This is a genomic window from Ruegeria sp. A3M17 (assembly GCF_003318255.1).
GTDB lineage: Bacteria > Pseudomonadota > Alphaproteobacteria > Rhodobacterales > Rhodobacteraceae > Ruegeria.
The window spans coordinates 332,888-353,793 of record NZ_QOCF01000028.1 but is presented as its reverse complement, the minus strand read 5'-3'; the positions used below and the strand labels follow the sequence as shown (position 1 = coordinate 353,793).

Genomic DNA, 20,906 nt, shown 5'->3' with positions numbered 1-20,906 from the left:
GGCCGTGAAACGGACTCAATGTGTTCTGATCAAGGTGACGTCAGGTCAGCCGGCCGTGGCAATGTTTGAATTTCTTGCCCGATCCACACGGGCAGAGATCGTTGCGCGACGGGTTCCCCCAAGTTGAAGGATCGTCTTCGACAAAGCCGGGGCGTGAATCGCCCGATGCCTGGGCTTCGGCCAGTGCTTCGGCCTTGTCGGTGGCTTGATCCACCGCCTGTTGTGCCTGTGCTTGCTGTGCCTGCATCTGGGCCAGCATTTCGCGCTGTTCCTCTTCGGTCAGCGGACGGACGCGCGACAATTGCTGAGTCACGGTTTCGCGCAGACTGTCGAGCATGGATTCAAACAGTTGGAAGCTCTCGTTCTTGTATTCATTCAGCGGGTCGCGCTGGGCGTAGCCGCGGAATCCAACGACCGAGCGCAGATGTTCCAGCGTAAGCAGATGCTCGCGCCATTTGCCGTCGATGGTCTGCAGCAGAACCTGCTTTTCGATGTTGCGCATATTCTCGGGACCAAAGGCTGCGGCTTTCTGCGCCATCATCTCGTCTGCGGCATTGACCAGACGTTCACGCACCTGTTCGTCATCGACGCCTTCCTCGGCGGCCCAGTCTTGTACGGGCGCGTCAATGGTCAGCTTTTCCTTGATCGCGTCATGCAGACCGTCCGTGTCCCACTGATCGGCATAGGTTTTTGGCGGCATGTATTCGTCGATCAGATCGTCAATCACCTGTTCGCGCATGTCCGAGACGATCTCGGACAGGTCATCGGTCGACATGATCTCGCGCCTTTGGCTGAACACCACTTTACGCTGGTCATTCATCACGTCGTCAAATTTCAGAACGTTCTTACGCATGTCAAAGTTGCGACCTTCGACCTTGGACTGCGCACGCTCCAGCGACTTGTTCACCCAAGGATGAACAATTGCCTCACCTTCTTTCATGCCCAGCGTAGTCAGAACCTTGTCGAGCCGTTCCGAGCCAAAGATGCGCATCAGGTCGTCTTCGAGGCTCAGGTAGAACACGGTACGGCCAGGGTCACCCTGACGGCCTGAACGACCGCGCAGCTGGTTGTCGATCCGACGGCTTTCGTGACGTTCGGATGCCATGACGTAAAGGCCACCGGCCGCCAGCACCTTTTCCTTTTCCTCGGTATGGCGCGCTTCTTCCGCAGCGCGCAGCTCGGCAGGATCGGCCTCGGGGTTTTCGGCCAGGGCCTGCAGCACCTTCATCTCGACATTGCCGCCCAGCTGAATGTCGGTGCCGCGGCCAGCCATGTTGGTGGCAATGGTCACCGCGCCATACCGGCCAGCATCGGCCACGATCTGTGCCTCTTGCTCGTGCTGGCGGGCGTTCAGAACGTTATGTTCGATGCCTTCCTTTTGCAGCAGCTGGCTTAGCAGTTCGGATTTCTCGATCGAGGTGGTGCCCAAAAGAACTGGCTGACCCTTTTCCTGCGCTTCTTTGGTCTCGTTGATCATCGCGCCGTATTTCTCACCGGCAGTGCGATAAACCTGATCGTCTTCGTCAAGACGGGCAATCGGCCTGTTGGTCGGAACCTCGACCACGCCCAGACCGTAGATTTCGGCGAATTCTTCGGCCTCGGTCAGAGCGGTGCCGGTCATGCCGCCCAGCTTGTCATACAGGCGGAAGTAGTTCTGGAAAGTCACACTGGCCAGCGTCACGTTTTCAGGCTGAATCTGGACGCCTTCCTTGGCTTCGATGGCCTGATGCAGGCCTTCGGACAGGCGACGCCCGGGCATCATCCGGCCAGTGAATTCGTCGATCAGAATGACGTTGCCGTCACGGACGATGTAGTCCTTGTCACGCGTAAACAGCTTGTGCGCGCGCAGACCCTGGTTGACGTGGTGCACAACTGTGGTGCTTTCCGGGTCATACAGCGAATGGCCTTCCGGGATCAGACCGTTGGCGTTCAGCTGTTGTTCCAGGAACTCGTTGCCCTCATCGGTGAAGGTCACGCTCCGGGACTTTTCGTCCAGCGTAAAGTGATCATCGCTCAACGACGGGATCAGGGCGTCGATGGCGGTGTACAGATCCGAGCGGTCCTCGGACGGGCCCGAGATGATCAATGGCGTCCGCGCCTCGTCAATCAGGATCGAGTCGACCTCGTCCACAATCGCGAAATTGTGGTACTTTTGGTAAATCTGATCCAGCTCCGCCTTCATGTTGTCGCGCAGATAGTCAAAGCCCAGCTCGTTGTTGGTGGCATAGGTGACGTCACAGGCGTAGGCGGCTTTTTTCTCGGCGTCCGGCTGACCCGACCAGATCACGCCGGTGGTCATGCCAAGGGCACCAAATACCTTGCCCATCCATTCGGCGTCACGCTTGGCCAGGTATTCGTTTACCGTTACCACGTGCACGCCCTTGCCGGTCAGCGCGTTCAGGTAGGCGGGGAAAGTGGCAACCAGCGTCTTGCCCTCACCCGTTTTCATTTCCGAGATGTTGCCTTGATGCAGGAACGCGCCGCCCATCAGCTGCACGTCAAAGGCGCGCAGACCCAGCGCGCGTCTGGCAGCTTCGCGAACGTTGGCAAAAGCTTCTGGCAGCAAGTCGTCCAGCGCCTCACCTTCCAGCGCGCGTTTGCGCAGTTCGGCGGTCTTTTCGATCAGGCCCTCATCGGACAGCTTTTCGAACTCAGGTTCCAGCGCATTGATCTTTTCGACCAGCGGGCGGGTCGCCTTGATCTTGCGGTCGTTCGGTGTTCCGAACACCTTTTTGGCGAGCGTTCCGAGTCCCAGCATGTTCACTCCAGCGGATCTGTTCTTGTCTTGGTTGCGACAGGCTTGCCCACCTTGCTTGCAACCCATAGATACGGGGGATGAAAGGCGGCCCTGTCCAAGGCTTCAAAGCGATGTAAGCGGCAGGTCCCAGAGTGTCAACGCCACGCCCCGTCGCGGCAAAGAAATAGGATGATTCCATGCCCAAAGGCCTCACTTTTTTGCCATCGCTGGCTCTGGCTGCCGTGATGGCGATGCCTCTTGCCGCGGAAACCAAGCCGGACGCTGATACGGTTGTCGCCAATGTGAACGGGGATGAAATCACATTGGGTCACGTTATCGCATCCGTTGCAGCCCTGCCGCCGAATTACGCCGAGATTGAAGATGACGTTCTGTACGAATTCGTCATTGAGCAATTGATCCAGCAGCAATTGTTGGCGCAGCAGCAGGACGATCTGAACCGGCTGAACCAGTTGGGGCTGGAAAACGAAGGCCGGTCCATGCGGGCGGTGCAGACAGTAAATGCGTTGCTGGGCGACGTCGTGAGCGAAGAGTCAATTCAGGCGGCCTATGATGCGGAATTCGGCAACTTCGAAGGCGAAGATGAGTTCGACGCCAGTCATATTCTTGTAGCAACCGAAGAAGAAGCCAAGGAAATCAAAACTCTGCTGGATGACGGCGGCGATTTTGCCGAGATGGCCAAGGAAAAGTCGACCGGCCCTTCGGGTCCGAATGGCGGGTCATTGGGATGGTTTGGCAAGGGCCAGATGGTGCCGGAATTCGAAAACGCCGTTGTTGCGTTGGAAAAGGGCCAGATCTCGGATCCGGTGCAAACACAGTTCGGCTGGCACCTTATCATTCTCAACGACATGCGAAAATCCGAAGCGCCGGGGCTTGATGCCGTACGTGAACAGCTGACCCAGACCCTTCAGCAGGACGCGATTCAAGCCAAGATCGACGAGTTGACGCAGCGTTCGCAGATCGAACGCCCTGCTTTGGACGGTGTTGGCCCGGAAGTCATCCGTCAGATCGACCTGATTCAGGAGTAACCCCTGTGGCCACGATCACCAAGGTTTCGCCGCTCGCGCCAGCGGGTTTTCCCGAATTGCCTGCGATTGACGGTGTGCGTTTTGCCACCGTCGAGGCTGGCGTGCGTTATCAGGGCCGTACCGACGTGATGTTGGCGGTTCTGGATCCGGGCACATCTGTGGCTGGGGTGTTCACCCGATCGGCCACACGCGCAGCCCCCGTGCTGGACTGTCAGGACAAGATCGGCGGGTCCAGCGATGGGCCTGCGGCGATTTTGGTGAACTCGGGCAATGCCAATGCCTTTACCGGTCACTATGGCCAGACCTCGGTGGCCGAGGTCACACAGGCTGTGTCCACAGCGACCGGCGTTCCTGTCGAACGCGTCTTCACCTCATCCACTGGCGTGATTGGTGAGCCGCTGCCCCATGACCGCATCATGGCACAGCTTGAGGCGTTGAAGATGGGCCTCAGCCGACACGCGATCGAGGATGCGGCGCGGGCGATCTTGACCACGGATACCTTTCCAAAAGGGTCCAGTGTGCAGGTCGAGATTGACGGAAAAACAGTCTCTATTGCTGGGATTGCCAAGGGGTCAGGCATGATCGCGCCGGATATGGCGACGATGCTGGTCTACATCTTTACCGATGCACAGGTCGAACAGTCCGCGCTGCAGGCGATGCTGGGCGCGCAGACCGACAGGACGTTTAACTGCATCACCGTCGACAGCGACACATCTACCTCGGACAGCTTGTTGCTCTGCGCAACCGGGGCCTCAGGCGTGGACGCAACCGGCAACGCGGCGTTTGCCGAGGCGTTGGAGGGCTTGATGCTTGACTTGGCGCAACAGGTTGTGCGTGACGGCGAAGGTGCTACGAAATTTGTGGAAATTCGTGTGACCGGTGCCGCCTCGGACGCGGACGCCAAGGTGCATGGGCTGGCGATTGCCAACTCACCGCTGGTGAAAACGGCCATTGCTGGTGAAGACCCGAACTGGGGCCGGATCGTCATGGCTATCGGTAAATCCGGTGCCGCCGCTGACCGCGACCTGCTGAGCATTTCCTTCGGTGATATTCTGGTTGCCGAAAAGGGCTGGGTCAGCCCGAATTACCGTGAGGATGACGCCGCAGCCTATATGAAAGGTCAGGATCTGGTGATTGCGGTCGATCTTGGGCTGGGTGAGGGAAAGTCCACCGTTTGGACCTGCGACCTGACCCACGGCTATATCGAGATCAACGCGGATTATCGCTCGTGAAGACCTTACTGGTGTCTGCTGTCGCCCTGATCGATATCGAGGGCCGGGTGCTGCTGGCGCAGCGCCCAGAGGGTAAATCCATGGCGGGTCTGTGGGAATTCCCTGGCGGCAAGATCGAACCCGGCGAAACCCCCGAGGCCGCCCTGATCCGCGAATTGCACGAAGAACTGGGCATCGACACCTGGGCCTCATGCCTCGCCCCGCTGACCTTTGCCAGCCACAACTATGATGACTTCCATCTGCTGATGCCGCTGTTTGCCTGCCGCAAGTGGGCGGGTATCCCGCAGTCTAAGGAAGGGCAGGCGTTGAAATGGGTGCGGGCGAATGACCTGCGCAATTATCCAATGCCGGCGGCTGACGTGCCGTTGATCCCGATTTTGCGAGATTGGTTGTAGTCTTTAGATTTGGTGGTCGGGATATCCAATTTACACCACAAACACAGGTTCACCGTGGGCACGATATCTCGCAGTTAATTTGGTTAACGTCTTATGAATTTCCAGGCCGAAAAGAGCACTAAACTAACGCCCAGTGCCACGATTGGTCCCGCTGTGCGCAGATCGGTCATCATACAGCAAGTTCGATAGTGTTGCAGGAAAGTTTCGTCCCATTGCTCAAAACTACCATAGGTGAACGTCACTCCCTTTGCGATTTGGAGTACAACCCAACCAGCAAAAACGAATGATACTCCGAGTATTAGAGAAAGCCATTTCATACTCAACGTTTAGCTGTACCTCTGCGCCAGTCAAGAAGAAGGAAGTCACGCTTTTTATGTCCGAGCGTCAAAAGCTGTGAGATGCATTTCTTTTTGCATCTCGCACAGCCGCAACACCCCCTCCACGCCTGTTACAATTCGTAAGAATTGAGAAAACATCAGGAAAAAGTTGACGCTGATCTTTCCTGCGTCCCTTATCGGGGCATTGGCGTCCGGGGTTGTCCTCGGGTCAGCCGTTTCCGGCCCGGAGGAGGGGTCGGATGGGGAGGAGAAAGAGATTGGCTCAGACGCAGTCGGGCGCTGAAGGGATGCACTCTCTTCCGGCGCTGCTACACCGCAATGCGACCCGGTTCGGGGACGCCCCGGCCTACCGGGAAAAGGAATTCGGAATCTGGCAATGCTGGACCTGGGCCGAAACGGCCAGGGAAATCCGCTCGATTGCCCTGGGCTTTCTGGAACTTGGCGTCGCAAAAGGCGACCACATCGCAGTGATCGGGCGCAATCGTCCGGCGCATTACTGGTCGATGGTTGCGGCTCAGATGGTGGGTGCCGTGCCGGTTCCGCTGTATCAGGACGCAGTCGCCGAAGAGATGGCCTATGTTCTGGATCATTGCGGTGCGAAATACGTCGTCTGTGGTGATCAGGAACAGGTCGACAAGGTCATCGAGATTCAGGAGAACCTGCAACAGGTCAAACACATCCTCTACACCGACAAACGGGGGATGCGGAAATACGATCACTCCCAGATGAACGCGCTGGACGATCTGATGGCCGAAGGCAGCGCCGGGCACGCGCGCTTTGATGCCGAACTGGACCGTCGGATTGCCGATATCGAATACGACGGGACCTGCGTCATGCTGTATACGTCGGGCACCACGGGCAAACCCAAGGGCGTAGTGCTGTCGAACCGCAACGTGATCGAAAGCGCCAAGAACTCCGCCGAGTTCGATCATTTGAACCGGAACGAAGACATCCTGTCTTACCTGCCGATGGCCTGGGTTGGCGATTTTATCTTTTCCATCGGTCAGGCCTATTGGTGCGGCTTCTGCGTGAACTGCCCCGAAAGCGCCGACACGATGATGACGGACCTGCGCGAAATCGGGCCGACTTATTTCTTCGCTCCGCCGCGGGTTTTTGAGACTCAGCTGACCAATGTGATGATCCGGATGGAGGACGCTGGCAAACTGAAGCAACGGATGTTCCACTACTTCATGGCACACGCCAAGAAAGTGGGTGGCCTGTTGCTGGACGGTAAACCTGTGGGCTTTGGCGACCGCGTGAAATACGCGCTGGGCAATATGTTGGTCTATGGGCCGCTCAAAGATACGCTGGGTTATGGCCGCTTTCGCGTTGGCTATACGGCGGGTGAGGCTATCGGGCCGGAGATTTTTGATTTCTACCGCTCTTTGGGCATCAACCTGAAACAGCTTTATGGTCAGACCGAAGCGACCGTATTTATTACGGTTCAACCCGATGGAGAGGTGCGCGCCGACACCGTTGGTGTGCCTGCCCCGGATGTCGAACTGAAGATCGACGACAAGGGCGAAATCCACTACCGCTCACCCGGTGTGTTCGTCGAGTATTACAATAACCCGGATTCAACGGCCTCGACCAAAGATGCCGAGGGTTGGGTTGCAACCGGGGATGCCGGGTTCATCGAGGAAAGCTCGGGCCATCTGCGGATTATCGACCGCGCCAAGGACGTGGGCAAAATGGCCGACGGGTCGATGTTTGCTCCGAAATATGTCGAGAACAAGCTGAAGTTCTATCCCGACATTCTTGAGGTCGTTCTGTTCGGAAACGGCAAGGACCGCTGCGTCGCGTTTATCAATATCGACCTGACGGCCGTTGGGAACTGGGCCGAACGCAACAACGTGGCCTATGCGTCCTATCAGGAACTGACAGCGAATTCTCGTGTGTTAGAGACGATTTGTAGCCATGTCGAAGAGGTGAACAAGTCTGTTGCCGCTGATGAGATGTTGTCGGGCTGTCAGGTGCATCGCTTTGTGGTTCTGCACAAGGAACTGGATGCGGATGACGGTGAGATGACCCGCACGCGGAAGGTGCGTCGCGGATTTGTCGAGGACAAGTTCAGTGACATCATCGACGCGCTTTATGACGGTTCCAAGCAGGTCTCGACTACGACCGAAGTGACTTATGAGGACGGGCGAAAGGGTTCGATCAGCGCAACGCTTGAGATTATCGATGCACCGGTCGTGCCGGTTGCTCAGCACAAGGTGGCGGCGGAATGAGGGCCGGTCATGCGCCGCTCGACCTGCGGTCATCGCCCCGCCCGCCGTCCCGTTTTACCGCAAGTCAGGGAGTGACTGATGCTGGATAGCTCCGAAGGATATGTCACCGAAGATGGCCGCAAGATCGGCGGCGTGGTGATGGAAATGAAGAACATCACCCTGCGTTTTGGCGGTGTGGTGGCGATCAAGGATATCTCATTCGACATTCGTGAAGGCGAGATCCGCGCGATCATCGGTCCGAACGGGGCCGGTAAATCCTCGATGCTGAACGTGATATCCGGGTTCTATATCCCGCAGGAGGGCGAGGTCTGGTTCCATGGGGCAAAGCGTCCGCAGATGCGCCCTTATGAAGTTGCGCGGCAAGGTATTGCCCGGACGTTCCAGAACATTGCTCTTTTCGAAGGCATGAGCGTTCTAGACAACGTCATGACCGGGCGGCTGAACTATATGAAAACCAACCTCTTTCAGCAGGCCATGTGGAAGGGCAAGGCTGAGGCGGAAGAGGTTGAAAACCGCGAGGCGGTCGAGAAAATCATTGATTTTCTTGAGATTCAGCACATCCGCAAGACGCCGGTTTCCCGCCTGCCTTACGGGTTGAAAAAGCGGGTCGAGCTGGCCCGCGCGCTGGCCGCAGAGCCCAAGTTGTTGCTGCTGGATGAACCGATGGCGGGCATGAACGTTGAAGAGAAAGAGGACATGAGCCGCTTTATCCTCGACGTGAATGATGAGTTCGGCACCACCATCGCGCTGATCGAACACGACATGGGCGTTGTGATGGACCTGAGCGACCGGGTGGTTGTGATGGATTATGGCAAAAAAATCGGCGACGGCACCCCGGATGAGGTGCGCAGCAATCAGGATGTCATCGACGCCTATCTGGGGGTGAGCCATGACTGAGCAACTGACAGACATGAGGGGAGGCGCACATGCCTGATCAGCTGATTTTCGCGATGGAGGTTTTCCTCAACGGTCTTATGGCCGGCGTGCTGTACGCTCTGGTCGCGCTGGGCTTTGTTCTGATCTACAAGGCGTCCGGAATTTTCAATTATGCTCAAGGGGTTATGGCCCTGTTTGCCGCCATGACGCTGGTGGGGATCATGAACGGGCAGGTCCCGTTTGCCCACCTGATCAACGCGACCTTCGGGACGCATGCCCACAAATTTGGCTGGAATATACCTGCGTTTCTCGCAATCCTGATGACCATGGCAGTGATGGTTCTGCTGGCCTGGGCGGTGCAGCGGTTTGTAATGCGGCATCTGGTCGGGCAAGAGCCGATCATCCTGTTTATGGCGACCATCGGTCTGGCCTATTTCCTTGAGGGCGTGGCGGACCTGATGTGGGGATCCGAAATCAAGAAACTGGATGTCGGTCTGCCGCAGGGTATCAACCTTTGGATCGACGAGACCACGTTCAACATCTTCGGTTACGGCTTCTTTATCGACAATCTGGACCTTGTGGCGACGGTGATTGCCGCGCTTCTGGTGACCGCACTGGTTGCATTCAGCCAATATACCAAGCAGGGCCGGGCGATGCGCGCGGTGGCGGATGACCACCAGGCGGCTTTGTCGGTCGGCATCTCGCTGAACTTCATCTGGATTATGGTGTGGTCGGTTGCGGGTTTTGTCGCACTGGTTGCAGGCATCATGTGGGGTACCAAATCGGGCGTGCAGTTCTCACTGTCGCTGATCGCGCTCAAGGCGCTGCCGGTGCTGATGTTGGGCGGGTTCACCTCGATCCCCGGTGCCATCGTGGGTGGTTTGATCATCGGTGTCGGTGAGAAACTGTTCGAGTTCGCCATTGGCCCGTTGGTTGGCGGAGCGACTGAAAACTGGTTTGCGTACGTACTGGCGCTGATCTTCCTCGTGTTCCGGCCGCAAGGTCTGTTCGGTGAGAAGATCATCGAGAGGGTCTAGCGACATGACCAAGCTGATCGCCATCATCAACGTGATCGCATGGGCCGGGTTCTGGGCTTTTGGCTACATCGCGCTCACCTCGGACGATTTGACCGAAGGCCAGTTGGTAATTGCAGCAATTCTGGCTTTTGCCGGGCTCGCCATGGGCATCCTGGCCTACATGAAACTTGCGCGCGCCTCAGAGGCGAGCGGATATGCAAAAGGCTCCAAGCAGCTGGACGCCGAGGCCCGCAACCGGGCGCAGGAAGAATGGGGAAAGTAAGACATGTTTTATCGTGAGGCCGGGGATTTCAAAACCTCCTACACAGATGACAGCCAGACCTTTCCGATCAAGTTCGACCGGTATCGGTATTATGTCGTGCTGGCGGTGGCGTTTGGGATCATCCCGTTCATCATCAACGACTACTGGGCCAATGCGCTGCTGTTGCCCTTTCTGATTTATGCCATTGCGGCAATCGGGTTGAACATCCTTGTGGGCTATTGCGGGCAGGTATCCTTGGGTACTGGTGGTTTCATGGCTGTGGGCGCCTATGCCTGCTACAAGCTGATGACCTCATTCCCTGATGTCAGCATGTTCATCCATGTCATTTTGGCTGGCGGCATAACGGCCATTGTCGGTGTGCTGTTCGGCCTGCCAAGTCTTCGGATCAAGGGGTTTTATCTGGCGGTGGCCACGCTGGCGGCGCAGTTCTTCCTTGTGTGGCTGTTTAACCGGGTGCCGTGGTTCTACAACTATTCGGCCTCGGGTCAGATCAACGCGCCGGAACGGGATGTGTTCGGCATCATCATCACTGGTCCGAATGCCCCTGCTTGGGCCACATATATGTTCTGCCTGATCTTTCTGGCCTTCAGCGCCCTGATCGCACGCAACCTGACGCGCGGTACCACGGGCCGGACATGGATGGCGATCCGCGATATGGATATCGCGGCCGAGATCATCGGCGTAAACCCATTGAAGGCCAAGATGAGCGCATTTGCCGTCAGCTCGTTCTTCATCGGTATCGCGGGCGCGCTGTTCTTCGCGGTCTATCTCGGCGCGGTCGAGGTTGGCGAAGTCTTTGGTATCCAGAAATCGTTTCTGGTGCTGTTCATGATTATTATTGGCGGGTTAGGGTCTATTTTTGGATCTTTCGCCGGTGCAGCATTCCTTGTTCTGCTGCCGGTGGTCCTGAAAGTGGTGGGCGTCGACGTTCTGGGCTGGCCGACGGATATCGTGGCGCATCTGCAGCTGGTGATCGTCGGCGCGCTGATCATCATGTTCCTGATCCTGGAACCGCATGGGCTGGCGCAGCTTTGGCGTGTGGCGAAAGAGAAACTCAGACTATGGCCGTTCCCACACTAAGGGATCGGCCCAATGAAAAAACGGGCGGAACAAGCCTGAATGCAACATCGGACTAACCAAGGGAGGAGACACCCGATGAAATTGAAATTGGCAACCGCGGCGCTAAGCGCCCTGATGGCTGCAGGACCCGCTCTGGCGGATCTTGTGATCCCCGATCTGAGCTATCGTACCGGGCCTTACGCCGCTGGCGGCATTCCGTTCTCGGATGGCTATAACGACTATTTTACCCTGCTGAATGAGCGCGATGGTGGCATCGGTGGTGTTCCGATCCGGATGGTCGAATGCGAAACCGGCTACAACACCGAAAAAGGTGTGGAATGCTATGAATCCACCAAGGGCGAAGGCGCTTTGGTGTATCAGCCGCTATCCACAGGCATTACTTATCAGCTGATCCCAAAAGTCACCGCAGACGACATTCCGCTGCACACGATGGGATATGGCCGGACGTCGGCCAAGAACGGCGACGTGTTCAGCCATACCTTCAACTATCCGGCCAACTATTGGGACGGGGCCTCAGGCGCGGTCAATTATCTGCTTGAGGAAAACGGTGGCGATCTAAGCGGCAAGAAAATCGCGCTGGTCTATCACAACTCGGCCTATGGCAAGGAACCGATCCGCACCCTGGAAGAGCTGTCCAAGAAGCACGGCTTTGAACTGGTCGCCCTGCCGGTGGATCACCCGGGTCAGGAGCAGAAGTCTCAGTGGCTGCAAATCCGTCGTGATCGTCCTGACTATGTCCTGATGTGGGGCTGGGGCGTGATGAACCAGGTTGCGGTGCAAGAGGCTGCAAACATCCGCTTCCCGATGGAAAACTTCATCGGCATCTGGTGGTCCGGTTCTGAAAACGATGTGCTGCCTGCGGGCGAAGCCGCCAACGGCTACAAGGCGCTGACCTTCCACAATGTGGGCACGGATTTCCCGGTCTTTGACGATCTGCAGACGCACGTGGTCGATGCAGGCAAGGCCGCCGGTGCAGGCGATCAGGTTGGCACGGTTCTGTATAACCGTGGTCTATACGCAGCCGTCCTTGCTGCTGAAGCCATCAAGAAAGCGCAGGAAATCTCGGGCAATGCGGAAATCACTCCGGCCGAGATGCGCACTGGCATGGAAGCACTGGAGATGACCGAGGCGAAGATGGCTGAACTGGGCTTGCCGAACTTTGGTCCGACCTTCTCGGTGTCCTGCGAAAACCACGGTGGTGACGCCTTGGTTGGTGTGACGCAGTGGGATGCAGCGAACAAGACCTGGACGCTGATCTCGGACTTCAAGCAGACCGATGGTGAAGTGATCGGCGCGCTGATCGATGAAGATTCTGCGGCCTATGCAGCAGAAAACAACATTGAAGGGCGTTGCTGATACAGCGCTTTGAACAAACCGGGGCGGCGGTAGACCGCCGTCCCGAACCCCACACTCGCTTAAGGACACGCGCAGATGCTGGATGCGGCACAAACCACTGACACCAAGTCGGAAACCCTGCTTGAGGTCAACAATATCGAGGTGATCTACAATCACGTGATCCTCGTCCTGAAAGGCGTCAGCCTGACTGTGCCCAAGGGCGGTATCACGGCCCTGCTGGGCGGCAATGGCGCGGGCAAGACAACGACGCTCAAGGCGGTGTCGAACCTGCTGCATTCCGAGCGCGGTGAGGTCACCAAGGGTACGATCGAATACCGCGGCACCAGCGTGCATGAAAGCGATCCTGCCGATCTGGTGGAAAAGGGCGTCATCCAGGTGATGGAAGGCCGCCATTGTTTTGAACACCTGACGGTTGAAGAAAACCTGCTGACGGGCGCTTATACCCGCAAGGATGGCAAGGCCGCCATCCAGCAGGACCTTGAACTGGTCTACACATATTTTCCCCGCCTGAAGGAGCGCCGCCGGTCGCAGGCAGGTTACACTTCGGGTGGTGAGCAACAGATGGTTGCAATGGGCCGAGCTTTGATGTCCCGACCCGAAACGATCCTGCTGGACGAACCCTCGATGGGACTTGCGCCGCAGCTGGTCGAAGAGATTTTCGGTATCGTGAAGGACCTGAACGAGAAAGAAGGTGTTTCTTTCCTGTTGGCCGAACAGAACACCAATGTGGCTCTAAGGTTTGCGCATTACGGCTATATTCTGGAATCGGGGCGCGTCGTGATGGACGGTCCGGCGGCAGATTTGCGCGAAAATCAGGATGTGAAAGAGTTCTATCTGGGCATGTCTGACGAAGGCCGCAAAAGCTTCCGTGACGTGCGGTCTTACCGCCGCCGCAAGAGGTGGTTGTAAGCGAATGGAGGATCTGGCGATGACCTATTACGACGCTCTCGAAACCCGATCAGCCGACGAACGCTCCGCCGATCAGGCGCAGGCGCTGCGTACTCAGATTGACCGCGCCCTGTCCGCTCCGGGCTTTGCTGCGCATCTAGCCGATGCGGATACCAGCGCGGTGATTTCAGCCGACGATCTGGTCAAATTGCCGGTGCTTCGGAAGTCGGACTTGGCAGCGGCGCAAGCGTCGCGCCCGCCGTTCGGCGGGTTCACCGTCAAACCGGCCCGACATTTCCATCACGTGTTCCAGTCCCCCGGCCCGATCTATGAGCCGGGCAGTACGGATCATGATTGGTGGCGCATGGGGCGGTTTCTGCATGCCGCCGGCGTCGGACCCGGAGATATCGTGCAGAACTGTTTCGGCTATCACCTCACGCCAGCTGGTATGATTTTTGAGAGTGGCGCGCGCGCGGTAGGGGCCGCTGTGCTGCCAGCGGGTACCGGCCAGACTGAATTGCAGGTGACCGCGGCGCGTGATGTAGGCTGCACGTCCTATGCGGGCACGCCGGACTACCTGAAGGTCATTCTGGACAAGGCGGATGAGATGGGCGTGACCCTGAACTTCTCAAAGGCTGTTGTGGGCGGCGGCGCGCTGTTCCCATCTTTGCGTCAGGACTATGTTGATCGGGGGATTTCCTGCTTGCAATGCTATGCCACGGCCGATCTGGGCAATATCGCCTATGAGAGCGCCGCGATGGAAGGGATGATCATCGACGAACATGTCATTATCGAGGTCGTCACCCCTGGCACCGGAACACCGGTAGAGCCGGGTGAGGTGGGTGAGGTTGTCGTGACCTCTCTGAACCCTGATTACCCGCTGATCCGCTTTGCCACGGGTGATCTGTCTGCGATCATGCCGGGTGTCTCGCCCTGTGGGCGGACCAATCTGCGGATCAAGGGATGGATGGGTCGTGCGGACCAGACCACCAAGATTAAGGGCATGTTTGTGCGCCCCGAACAGGTGGCCGCTCTGGTCGATAAGCACGAGGAAATCGTCAAAGCCCGCGTCATCGCCGCCCGTCAGGGAGAGATGGACACGATGACCGTCCAGATCGAAAGCGCGGGAGGCGACGACATGGCATATGCCAAATCCGTAGTCGAGGTGCTGAAACTGAAAGGCGCAATCGAGGTTGTAACCCCCGGATCACTGCCGAAGGACGGTTTGGTGATCGAAGATCAGCGCGTTTACGAATGAGATCAAATTTTGTGAGGCGGAGTGTCCTGCGCCTCATATTCTTTAAGTTCATTTGGTATTCAGGACGCTGTTCACACTCAAGGGGCTACCTCCGTCGCGCAGCATTAAACCAACTGACATGCTGTACGCGGGGAAGGTTCTCCATGGATGGATACCCCATTTGAATTCATCCTTCGGAATTGAGCCGCCAATTAAATCCCCCTCCCCCTCATAACCGTAGGACGCCATCATCGTTTGCCTTGAGTATGTAATCGGCCTCGACATACGGAAGCCACTCGCTGCCATCCAACCTATCAATTTGTCGGCATCCGACAGTTTCTCGGCGACGGAAAGCAGACAGAAATCCAAGTCTTCCAGAAAGCGGATATTTTGCCAGTTCAGGGTCGAACTCTCCAAGTCTGTTGTGCCCGGCATCAGGCATTTTGTTGCAAATTCGGAGTCATCGCCTGTGTCCGCACCAGCGGATATACCTTGGCAGGCAAAAAGCGACACAAAGAGAAGCATTCTAAATATCATCAAACTGCCAGTTCTAAGCTCTGAGCTATACTGGACCTGAGCATCCGAAGCATCGCAAGTGTGGAATTCCTGCGCCAGCACGAGCTGCTGATTGACGGACCTGAAGATTATGCCTGACCTATTGGCGCTGGCAATTCCGACAAATTTAGTCGAAAAGGCAACTTATCACCAAGTGAAGATACCGTATGGCCGAAATCGACTATTCAGAACACGGAAAACGCAATCGCGGCGCGCTGGGCACCCGGTTGGTGGCCACTGTGGCCTATATGGTGGCAGCGGCTTGTCTTTTGCCGATGGTTGCGGTTGTTCTGGCAGCGGTGACGGGGGGTACGGAAACGGTCTCGCATCTGTTCGAGACGGTTTTACCCGGGTATGCACTTACAACCGTGATCCTTGTCGTTCTGGTGGCTATCGGCACGTTCTCTATCGGGGTTGGCGCGGCGTGGCTGGTGACGATGACGCGATTTCCCGGGGTGCGCTTTCTGGAAATTGCGCTGGTCCTGCCGCTGGCTTTCCCGGCCTATGTTCTGGCTTATGCCTATACGTTCATTCTGGATCACCCCGGTATTGTGCAGACCACGCTGCGCGACGTGACGGGTTGGGGGCCGCGCGATTATTGGTTCCCGGAAATCAGATCGACTGAGGGCGCGGCAGTGATGCTGATCCTAGTGCTCTACCCTTATGTCTACCTGCTGGCGCGGGCCGCGTTTCTGCAGCAGAGCGCCACCGCTTTTCTGGCCGCCCGTGCGCTGGGCAAAAGCCCGTGGTTGGCGTTCTGGCACGTGTCTTTGCCGATGGCCCGCCCGGCCATTGCCGGTGGTGTCCTGCTGGCGATCATGGAAACCATCGCCGATTTTGGCACGGTCGCCTATTTCGGCGTTCAGACATTTGCCACCGGTATCTACACAAGCTGGTTCTCGATCGGCGACCGGGCGGGTGCGGCGCAGTTGGCTTTGTGCCTGCTGGGTTTTGCGCTGGTCATGGCCGTGGCCGAACGGACGCAGCGCGGCAAGGCAAAGTACTATCAAGCGGGCAAAAGCCATGCGTCCCTGCCTTCGGCGCAGCTTAAGGGCTGGCAATCCGCAGCAGCCATAACCTTGTGCGCTATTCCAGTGGTGCTGGGGTTCTTGCTGCCGGTGTTTATCCTGATCCAGATGGGCCTGACCTCGGAACAAAACCTACTGTCGCGGCGATATCTCGGGTTCATTCAAAACTCGCTGACACTTGCAGGAGTGGCCGCCGTGGTTACGGTATGCGCCGCGATCTGCGTTGGGTTCTTTCAGCGCCTTCGCCCGGGTCGTGGATCATCGACCACAGGCTATCTGGCGCGGTTGGGCTATGCGGTGCCCGGCGGCGTGATCGCCGTTGGCCTGATGGTACCCTTCGCCAGATTCGACAACGCGCTGGATTCGTGGATGCGCCAGACGTTCGACGTCTCGACTGGTCTGCTGGTGACGGGTTCGATCTGGTTGCTGGTGGCGGCTTACATGGTGCGCTTTCTGGCGGCAGCGCTCAGCGCTTACGAAGGTGGGCAGAGCACAGTGCACGCCAATATGGATGCTGCGTCCCGGTCTTTGGGCCAATCGCCGCTGGGCACCTTGCGACGTGTGCATCTACCAATACTGACACCCTCGCTGCTGACGGCCTTGCTGATCGTATTTGTGGACGTGATGAAAGAGCTGCCCGCGACCTTGATCATGCGCCCATTCAACTTTGATACGCTTGCGGTCCAGGCCTATCGTCTCGCCTCGGACGAACGGTTGGAGGGGGCAGCGGTTCCCTCGCTTGTGATCCTAGCGGTTGGGCTTTTGCCGGTGATTCTGATCTGTCGGCAAGTTGGGCGGCGGTAGGACGAAACGATTCAAAATTACCACACCTGTTGGCACCGGACTTGATTCAAATGCGTTTTCCGGCAAGGCTGAGGGTATGAACATGCAGCCTCCCAGCCGGTTTTCTGCAAACTCGGCCCAGATGCCCGTCGCGTTCGACCGGCGCGAGATGTCACATATACTGTCTGTCTATGGCAAGATGGTCGCCGCCGGAGAATGGCGTGACTATGGCATTTCCAACCTGCGCGATATGGCGGTTTTTTCCATTTTCAGACGCACGGCAGAGCATCCGATCTACCGGGTCGAAAAACACCCTCGTCTGCGGTCTAAACAGGGGATGTATTCAGTGATCGGCATGGACGGGCGCATCCTGAAGCGAGGCCATGACCTGCGCACCGTGCTGCGTGTGTTGGAACGCAAGCTGATCCGGTCTGTCGACCTTGATTAGAGCCTTTTGTGGGTTGTTACGGGCCCGTCGCCCTGCTCCAGAATCCTTGTGATCGCCTGATCCATTGGCTCGAACGTCACGTCCATGTGGTAGGCGTTTGCATGAAGCAGCATGTTCTCGCCATAGACCCATGCCACGTGGCCTTTCCAGAATAACAGATCCCCGCGCTTGGCCGGCGTTCCGGCGGGCAGCGCCGTACCCAGTTCGCGTTCCTGAACGCCGCTATCACCGGGGGAAGGTATGCCGCAGGCCAGCAAACCGGCCTGGACCAACCCGGAACAATCAATACCGAAGCGACTGTTTCCCCCCCAAAGATAGGGTGTGCCCAGAAACAGCTCGGCCACCGCAACGGGATCGGTCAGGTGCGTTGCGCTGAGTTTGGCGTGAATCGCTGGAATGAACCCTAGTTCTGTTTCCAGAAACCTATTCTGTTCAGACAGCACGCATAATTTGCTGCCGAAACTCAGCGATACGCGGTCCCGGCTTTTCATGTCGGGCTGTTGATAGGCATGTGTCGCAGGTGCGGTGACCCAGTGGGTCTGTTGCGCCTCAGGCCCCAGTTGATCGGACCTGACCCAACCGGGATAGCCGTCCTTGTCCGAGGTGATTTGGCTCCACCCTTCGGTTTCGTCAACAACATCTACCGGGTCGCCATACAATAGCTGCCGGTCCCTGGGGCCACTCGGGCTGCGCAACAGATCGGCAACCGGGTTTATGATGCGCTTGCCCGTCATAGGTTCAGAATCTCGGGCAGGGCGGTCAGCAAGGCACGCGGCCCTTGGCCCAGCCCCCCTCTGCTGCGTCCGGGGGCCTTGCTGGGCTGCCAGGAATAGATGTCGAAATGCATATAGCGGCTGTCACCCACAAAGCGGCGCAGGAACAGGGCTGCGGTTATCGAGCCAGCAAATCCGCCGGAAGGCGCGTTGTCCAGATCGGCGATTCCGGGTTCGATCATCGCCTCATAGGGTTCATGGAAAGGCATCCGCCAGACCGGGTCGGCCGATTGCCCGCCAGCGTTGGCCAGCGCGTCTGCCGCGCCATCGTCATCGGTGTAAAAGGGCGCCAGATCGGGGCCAACCGCCACTCGCGCGGCACCGGTCAGCGTCGCCATCGAGATAATCAGGTCAGGTTCACCCTCATCCGCCAGCGCCAATGCGTCGGCCAGAACCAGCCGCCCTTCGGCGTCGGTGTTGTTGATCTCAACCGTCAGACCTTTGCGCGAGGTCAGGATATCCCCCGGACGGAAAGCATTCCCCGCGACCGAGTTCTCGACCGCCGGGATCAGCACGCGCAGTTGCACAGGCAGCTTTAGTGCCATGATCATCCGCGCCAAACCCAGCACATTGGCCGCGCCGCCCATGTCCTTTTTCATCAGAGACATCGAATTCCCTGGTTTCAGATTCAGCCCGCCAGTGTCAAAGCATACACCCTTGCCGACAAGGGTCAGTTTGGGCCCGGTGTTGCCCCATATCATCTCGATCAGGCGCGGCGCATGCACGGCGGCGCGTCCGACCGTGTGAATCAGCGGGAAATTTTGGTCCAGCAGGGCGTCGCCTTGAACCGTAGTGCATGTCGCGCCAAATTCCTGCGCCAAATCCTCGGCTGCGGCCTGCAGCTGATCCGGTCCCATGTCTGAGGCCGGTGTGTTGACCAAATCGCGGGTCAGCGCCTCGGCACTGGCCAGCGCCTCAATCCGCGCGGCATCAACACCTTCGGGTGCAACGAGTCGCGCCTTGGCAGGTGATTGATTGGCGTAACGGTCAAAGGCATATCCTGTGAGCAGCCAACCCAGGCACTCGTTGCTTAGCGCATCTGCGGGCACACCGGACGCTATGTGATAGGTTCCCTTCCGCAAGGCTTCGACCGCCGCTGCCAGCGGGAACCGTTTGCGCGCGCGCTTGCTGCTTTTTCCGTAACCCGCCAAGGCCATTTGGGGCGCACCATCCGATTGAGGGATCAGCAGAGCCTGTCCCATGGCCCCGGTGAATCCGTTGGCCTCGACCCACGATGCAATGTGGCTTGGCTGGTCTTTCAACCAATCGTCAAGATTGGGTTGCGAAATGACATGCAGCGGAACAGAGGGTTCGGACGGCGAAGCAAAGGACAGGGTCATGGACATCTCGGCTGGTTCGATTTGTGCCCAGCCTAGCCGCCCACGATCCGTCCGCAAGCCCCGTCAGAGGGAAAGATCCTGCTGATCCCAGATTACGGTCAGCGATTTCTCACCTACACGGATCAGGCGCGACAGGGTGGCCCCCGTCGCGACCGCATCCCCGGCATCCACAGATTGCGCCACATCACCGGCGACACGGGCCAGCGCGGTCATGCCGATCTGTTCGGCAATGGCCACCAGTGACCGGGCGCATTTGCGCAGCCCGGCCCAGTCGCGTTGACGCCAAAACCGCTCGCAGTTTGACAGGCGCACGGCCAATTCCTCGACCGTACGGCACAATACATCTAATGCGTTCTTGTCGCCCAATTGGCGATACAGCCCGTTCAAGCGGTCCGTATCCAGCCGAACGGTTTCCTTTTGTTCAAGCGTGACTATTTTATCCACCACATCTACCCCAATTCTCAACGCCCCCACGGCATAGGTGGACATTGGCGGTAGAATCCTTTGCAAAACCTTGCGTCGATGCTGGAAAATGGGTCGAATTTTCGGCGAATTCAGGTTACAGCAGCCGACAGACAAAAGAACGGGGACATGAGAATGGACTTAGCCAAACCTCTGCCGACCTATCTGGTCAAGCGGTACCACGGATGGAAAGCCACCACTTATTCGGAAAACCAGGTTTGGTATCGCCGCCTGGCCACCGAAGGGCAGCGCCCGCGTGCGATGGTGATTTCGTGCTGTGACAGCCGGGTCCACGTGACATCGATCTTCGGTGCCGATCAAGGCGAGTTCTTTATTCACCGCAACATCGCCAACCTTGTGCCACCTTATGCTCCCGATGGCGATCACCACGGCACCAGTGCGGCCATCGAATACGCGGTTACGGCGCTGAAGGTTGCGCATCTGATTGTGCTGGGCCATTCGCAATGTGGTGGCGTTCAAGGCTGCATCGACATGTGCAAGGGTAACGCCCCTCAGCTGGAAGCAAAAGAAAGCTTCGTTGGTCGCTGGATGGATATCCTGAAACCGAAATATGAACTGGTTGCAGATGTTGAAGACAGCGTCGATCAAGCGCGTCAGTTTGAACGGCAGGCAGTCGTCGCGTCGCTGGAGAACCTGATGACATTTCCCTTCGTTTCTTCTGCGGTAGATGACGGCTCGCTGAGCTTGCATGGGCTGTGGACCGATATCGGTGAAGGTGGCCTGCAATGTTATGACCCGGCCGAGAAGAAATTCGTGGTTGTCTAAACGGGCTGACATCTGA

At 57.7% G+C, this 20,906-nt stretch carries 19 protein-coding genes; 14 read left to right on the top strand and 5 right to left on the bottom strand.

Going from position 1 to position 20,906, the window contains the following annotated elements; all coding sequences use genetic code 11:
• Positions 1-40 precede the first annotated feature (40 nt).
• Positions 41-2,758 carry a preprotein translocase subunit SecA gene (gene secA / locus DS906_RS16110; protein WP_113791240.1) on the bottom strand — a complete coding sequence of 906 codons (2,718 nt, stop codon included), beginning with the start codon at positions 2,756-2,758 and terminating at the stop codon, positions 41-43.
• 176 nt (positions 2,759-2,934) lie between these two features.
• Between secA and DS906_RS16105 the strand changes: the two genes are divergently transcribed.
• From DS906_RS16105 to DS906_RS16055, 11 genes are all read left to right on the top strand, one after another.
• On the top strand, positions 2,935-3,783 hold the full coding sequence (locus DS906_RS16105; protein ID WP_113791118.1) for a peptidylprolyl isomerase: 849 nt from the start codon (positions 2,935-2,937) through the stop codon (positions 3,781-3,783).
• 5 nt (positions 3,784-3,788) lie between these two features.
• Positions 3,789-5,015, top strand: coding sequence for a bifunctional glutamate N-acetyltransferase/amino-acid acetyltransferase ArgJ (argJ, locus tag DS906_RS16100; protein ID WP_113791117.1), 1,227 nt, complete (start codon positions 3,789-3,791; stop codon positions 5,013-5,015).
• Positions 5,012-5,410, top strand: a complete 399-nt coding sequence (gene mutT, locus DS906_RS16095; protein WP_113791116.1) for an 8-oxo-dGTP diphosphatase MutT — start codon at positions 5,012-5,014, stop codon at positions 5,408-5,410. Before argJ ends, mutT begins: the two co-directional genes overlap by 4 nt.
• A gap of 625 nt (positions 5,411-6,035) precedes the next feature.
• Positions 6,036-7,979: an AMP-binding protein gene (locus DS906_RS16090; RefSeq protein ID WP_199528585.1), complete on the top strand. Its 1,944-nt coding sequence runs from the start codon at positions 6,036-6,038 to the stop codon at positions 7,977-7,979.
• A 78-nt stretch (positions 7,980-8,057) separates the two neighbouring features.
• Complete coding sequence (locus DS906_RS16085; protein WP_113791114.1) at positions 8,058-8,876, top strand: ABC transporter ATP-binding protein; 819 nt, start codon at positions 8,058-8,060, stop codon at positions 8,874-8,876.
• A gap of 29 nt (positions 8,877-8,905) precedes the next feature.
• Positions 8,906-9,892, top strand: coding sequence for a branched-chain amino acid ABC transporter permease (locus DS906_RS16080; RefSeq protein WP_113791113.1), 987 nt, complete (start codon positions 8,906-8,908; stop codon positions 9,890-9,892).
• Between the two features lie 4 nt (positions 9,893-9,896).
• Positions 9,897-10,154 carry a hypothetical protein gene (locus DS906_RS16075; protein ID WP_113791112.1) on the top strand — a complete coding sequence of 86 codons (258 nt, stop codon included), beginning with the start codon at positions 9,897-9,899 and terminating at the stop codon, positions 10,152-10,154.
• Between the two features lie 3 nt (positions 10,155-10,157).
• On the top strand, positions 10,158-11,234 hold the full coding sequence (locus DS906_RS16070; RefSeq protein ID WP_113791111.1) for a branched-chain amino acid ABC transporter permease: 1,077 nt from the start codon (positions 10,158-10,160) through the stop codon (positions 11,232-11,234).
• A 75-nt stretch (positions 11,235-11,309) separates the two neighbouring features.
• Positions 11,310-12,590 (top strand): ABC transporter substrate-binding protein, encoded by a 1,281-nt coding sequence (locus DS906_RS16065; RefSeq protein ID WP_113791110.1) that lies wholly within the window; start codon positions 11,310-11,312, stop codon positions 12,588-12,590.
• 75 nt (positions 12,591-12,665) lie between these two features.
• Positions 12,666-13,499 (top strand): ABC transporter ATP-binding protein, encoded by an 834-nt coding sequence (locus tag DS906_RS16060; protein WP_113791109.1) that lies wholly within the window; start codon positions 12,666-12,668, stop codon positions 13,497-13,499.
• Between the two features lie 19 nt (positions 13,500-13,518).
• On the top strand, positions 13,519-14,736 hold the full coding sequence (locus DS906_RS16055) for a phenylacetate--CoA ligase family protein (protein WP_113791239.1): 1,218 nt from the start codon (positions 13,519-13,521) through the stop codon (positions 14,734-14,736).
• A gap of 48 nt (positions 14,737-14,784) precedes the next feature.
• Here the strand turns inward: DS906_RS16055 and DS906_RS16050 are convergent, their stop codons facing one another.
• On the bottom strand, positions 14,785-15,240 hold the full coding sequence (locus tag DS906_RS16050) for a hypothetical protein (protein ID WP_147235286.1): 456 nt from the start codon (positions 15,238-15,240) through the stop codon (positions 14,785-14,787).
• A 197-nt stretch (positions 15,241-15,437) separates the two neighbouring features.
• Here DS906_RS16050 and DS906_RS16045 point away from each other — a divergent pair, with 197 nt between their 5' ends.
• Positions 15,438-17,102 carry an iron ABC transporter permease gene (locus DS906_RS16045; protein WP_113791107.1) on the top strand — a complete coding sequence of 555 codons (1,665 nt, stop codon included), beginning with the start codon at positions 15,438-15,440 and terminating at the stop codon, positions 17,100-17,102.
• A 76-nt stretch (positions 17,103-17,178) separates the two neighbouring features.
• Positions 17,179-17,529 (top strand): DUF2794 domain-containing protein, encoded by a 351-nt coding sequence (locus DS906_RS16040; RefSeq protein ID WP_058275250.1) that lies wholly within the window; start codon positions 17,179-17,181, stop codon positions 17,527-17,529.
• Here DS906_RS16040 and DS906_RS16035 read toward each other — a convergent pair.
• The 3 genes from DS906_RS16035 to DS906_RS16025 all read right to left on the bottom strand — a co-directional run bounded on the left by DS906_RS16035 (position 17,526) and on the right by DS906_RS16025 (position 20,131).
• Entirely contained in the window at positions 17,526-18,263 is a 738-nt protein-coding gene (locus DS906_RS16035) for a C40 family peptidase (RefSeq protein ID WP_113791106.1), read from the bottom strand. The genes DS906_RS16040 and DS906_RS16035 overlap by 4 nt on opposite strands.
• Positions 18,260-19,642: a M17 family metallopeptidase gene (locus DS906_RS16030; RefSeq protein ID WP_113791238.1), complete on the bottom strand. Its 1,383-nt coding sequence runs from the start codon at positions 19,640-19,642 to the stop codon at positions 18,260-18,262. The genes DS906_RS16035 and DS906_RS16030 overlap by 4 nt, the downstream gene beginning before the upstream one ends.
• A gap of 63 nt (positions 19,643-19,705) precedes the next feature.
• Positions 19,706-20,131, bottom strand: a complete 426-nt coding sequence (locus DS906_RS16025; RefSeq protein ID WP_113791105.1) for a hypothetical protein — start codon at positions 20,129-20,131, stop codon at positions 19,706-19,708.
• A 108-nt stretch (positions 20,132-20,239) separates the two neighbouring features.
• Here DS906_RS16025 and DS906_RS16020 point away from each other — a divergent pair, with 108 nt between their 5' ends.
• The gene (locus DS906_RS16020) at positions 20,240-20,890 is read left to right on the top strand and encodes a carbonic anhydrase (protein WP_113791237.1); all 651 of its coding nucleotides are present in this window, start codon (positions 20,240-20,242) and stop codon (positions 20,888-20,890) included.
• Positions 20,891-20,906 lie beyond the last annotated feature (16 nt).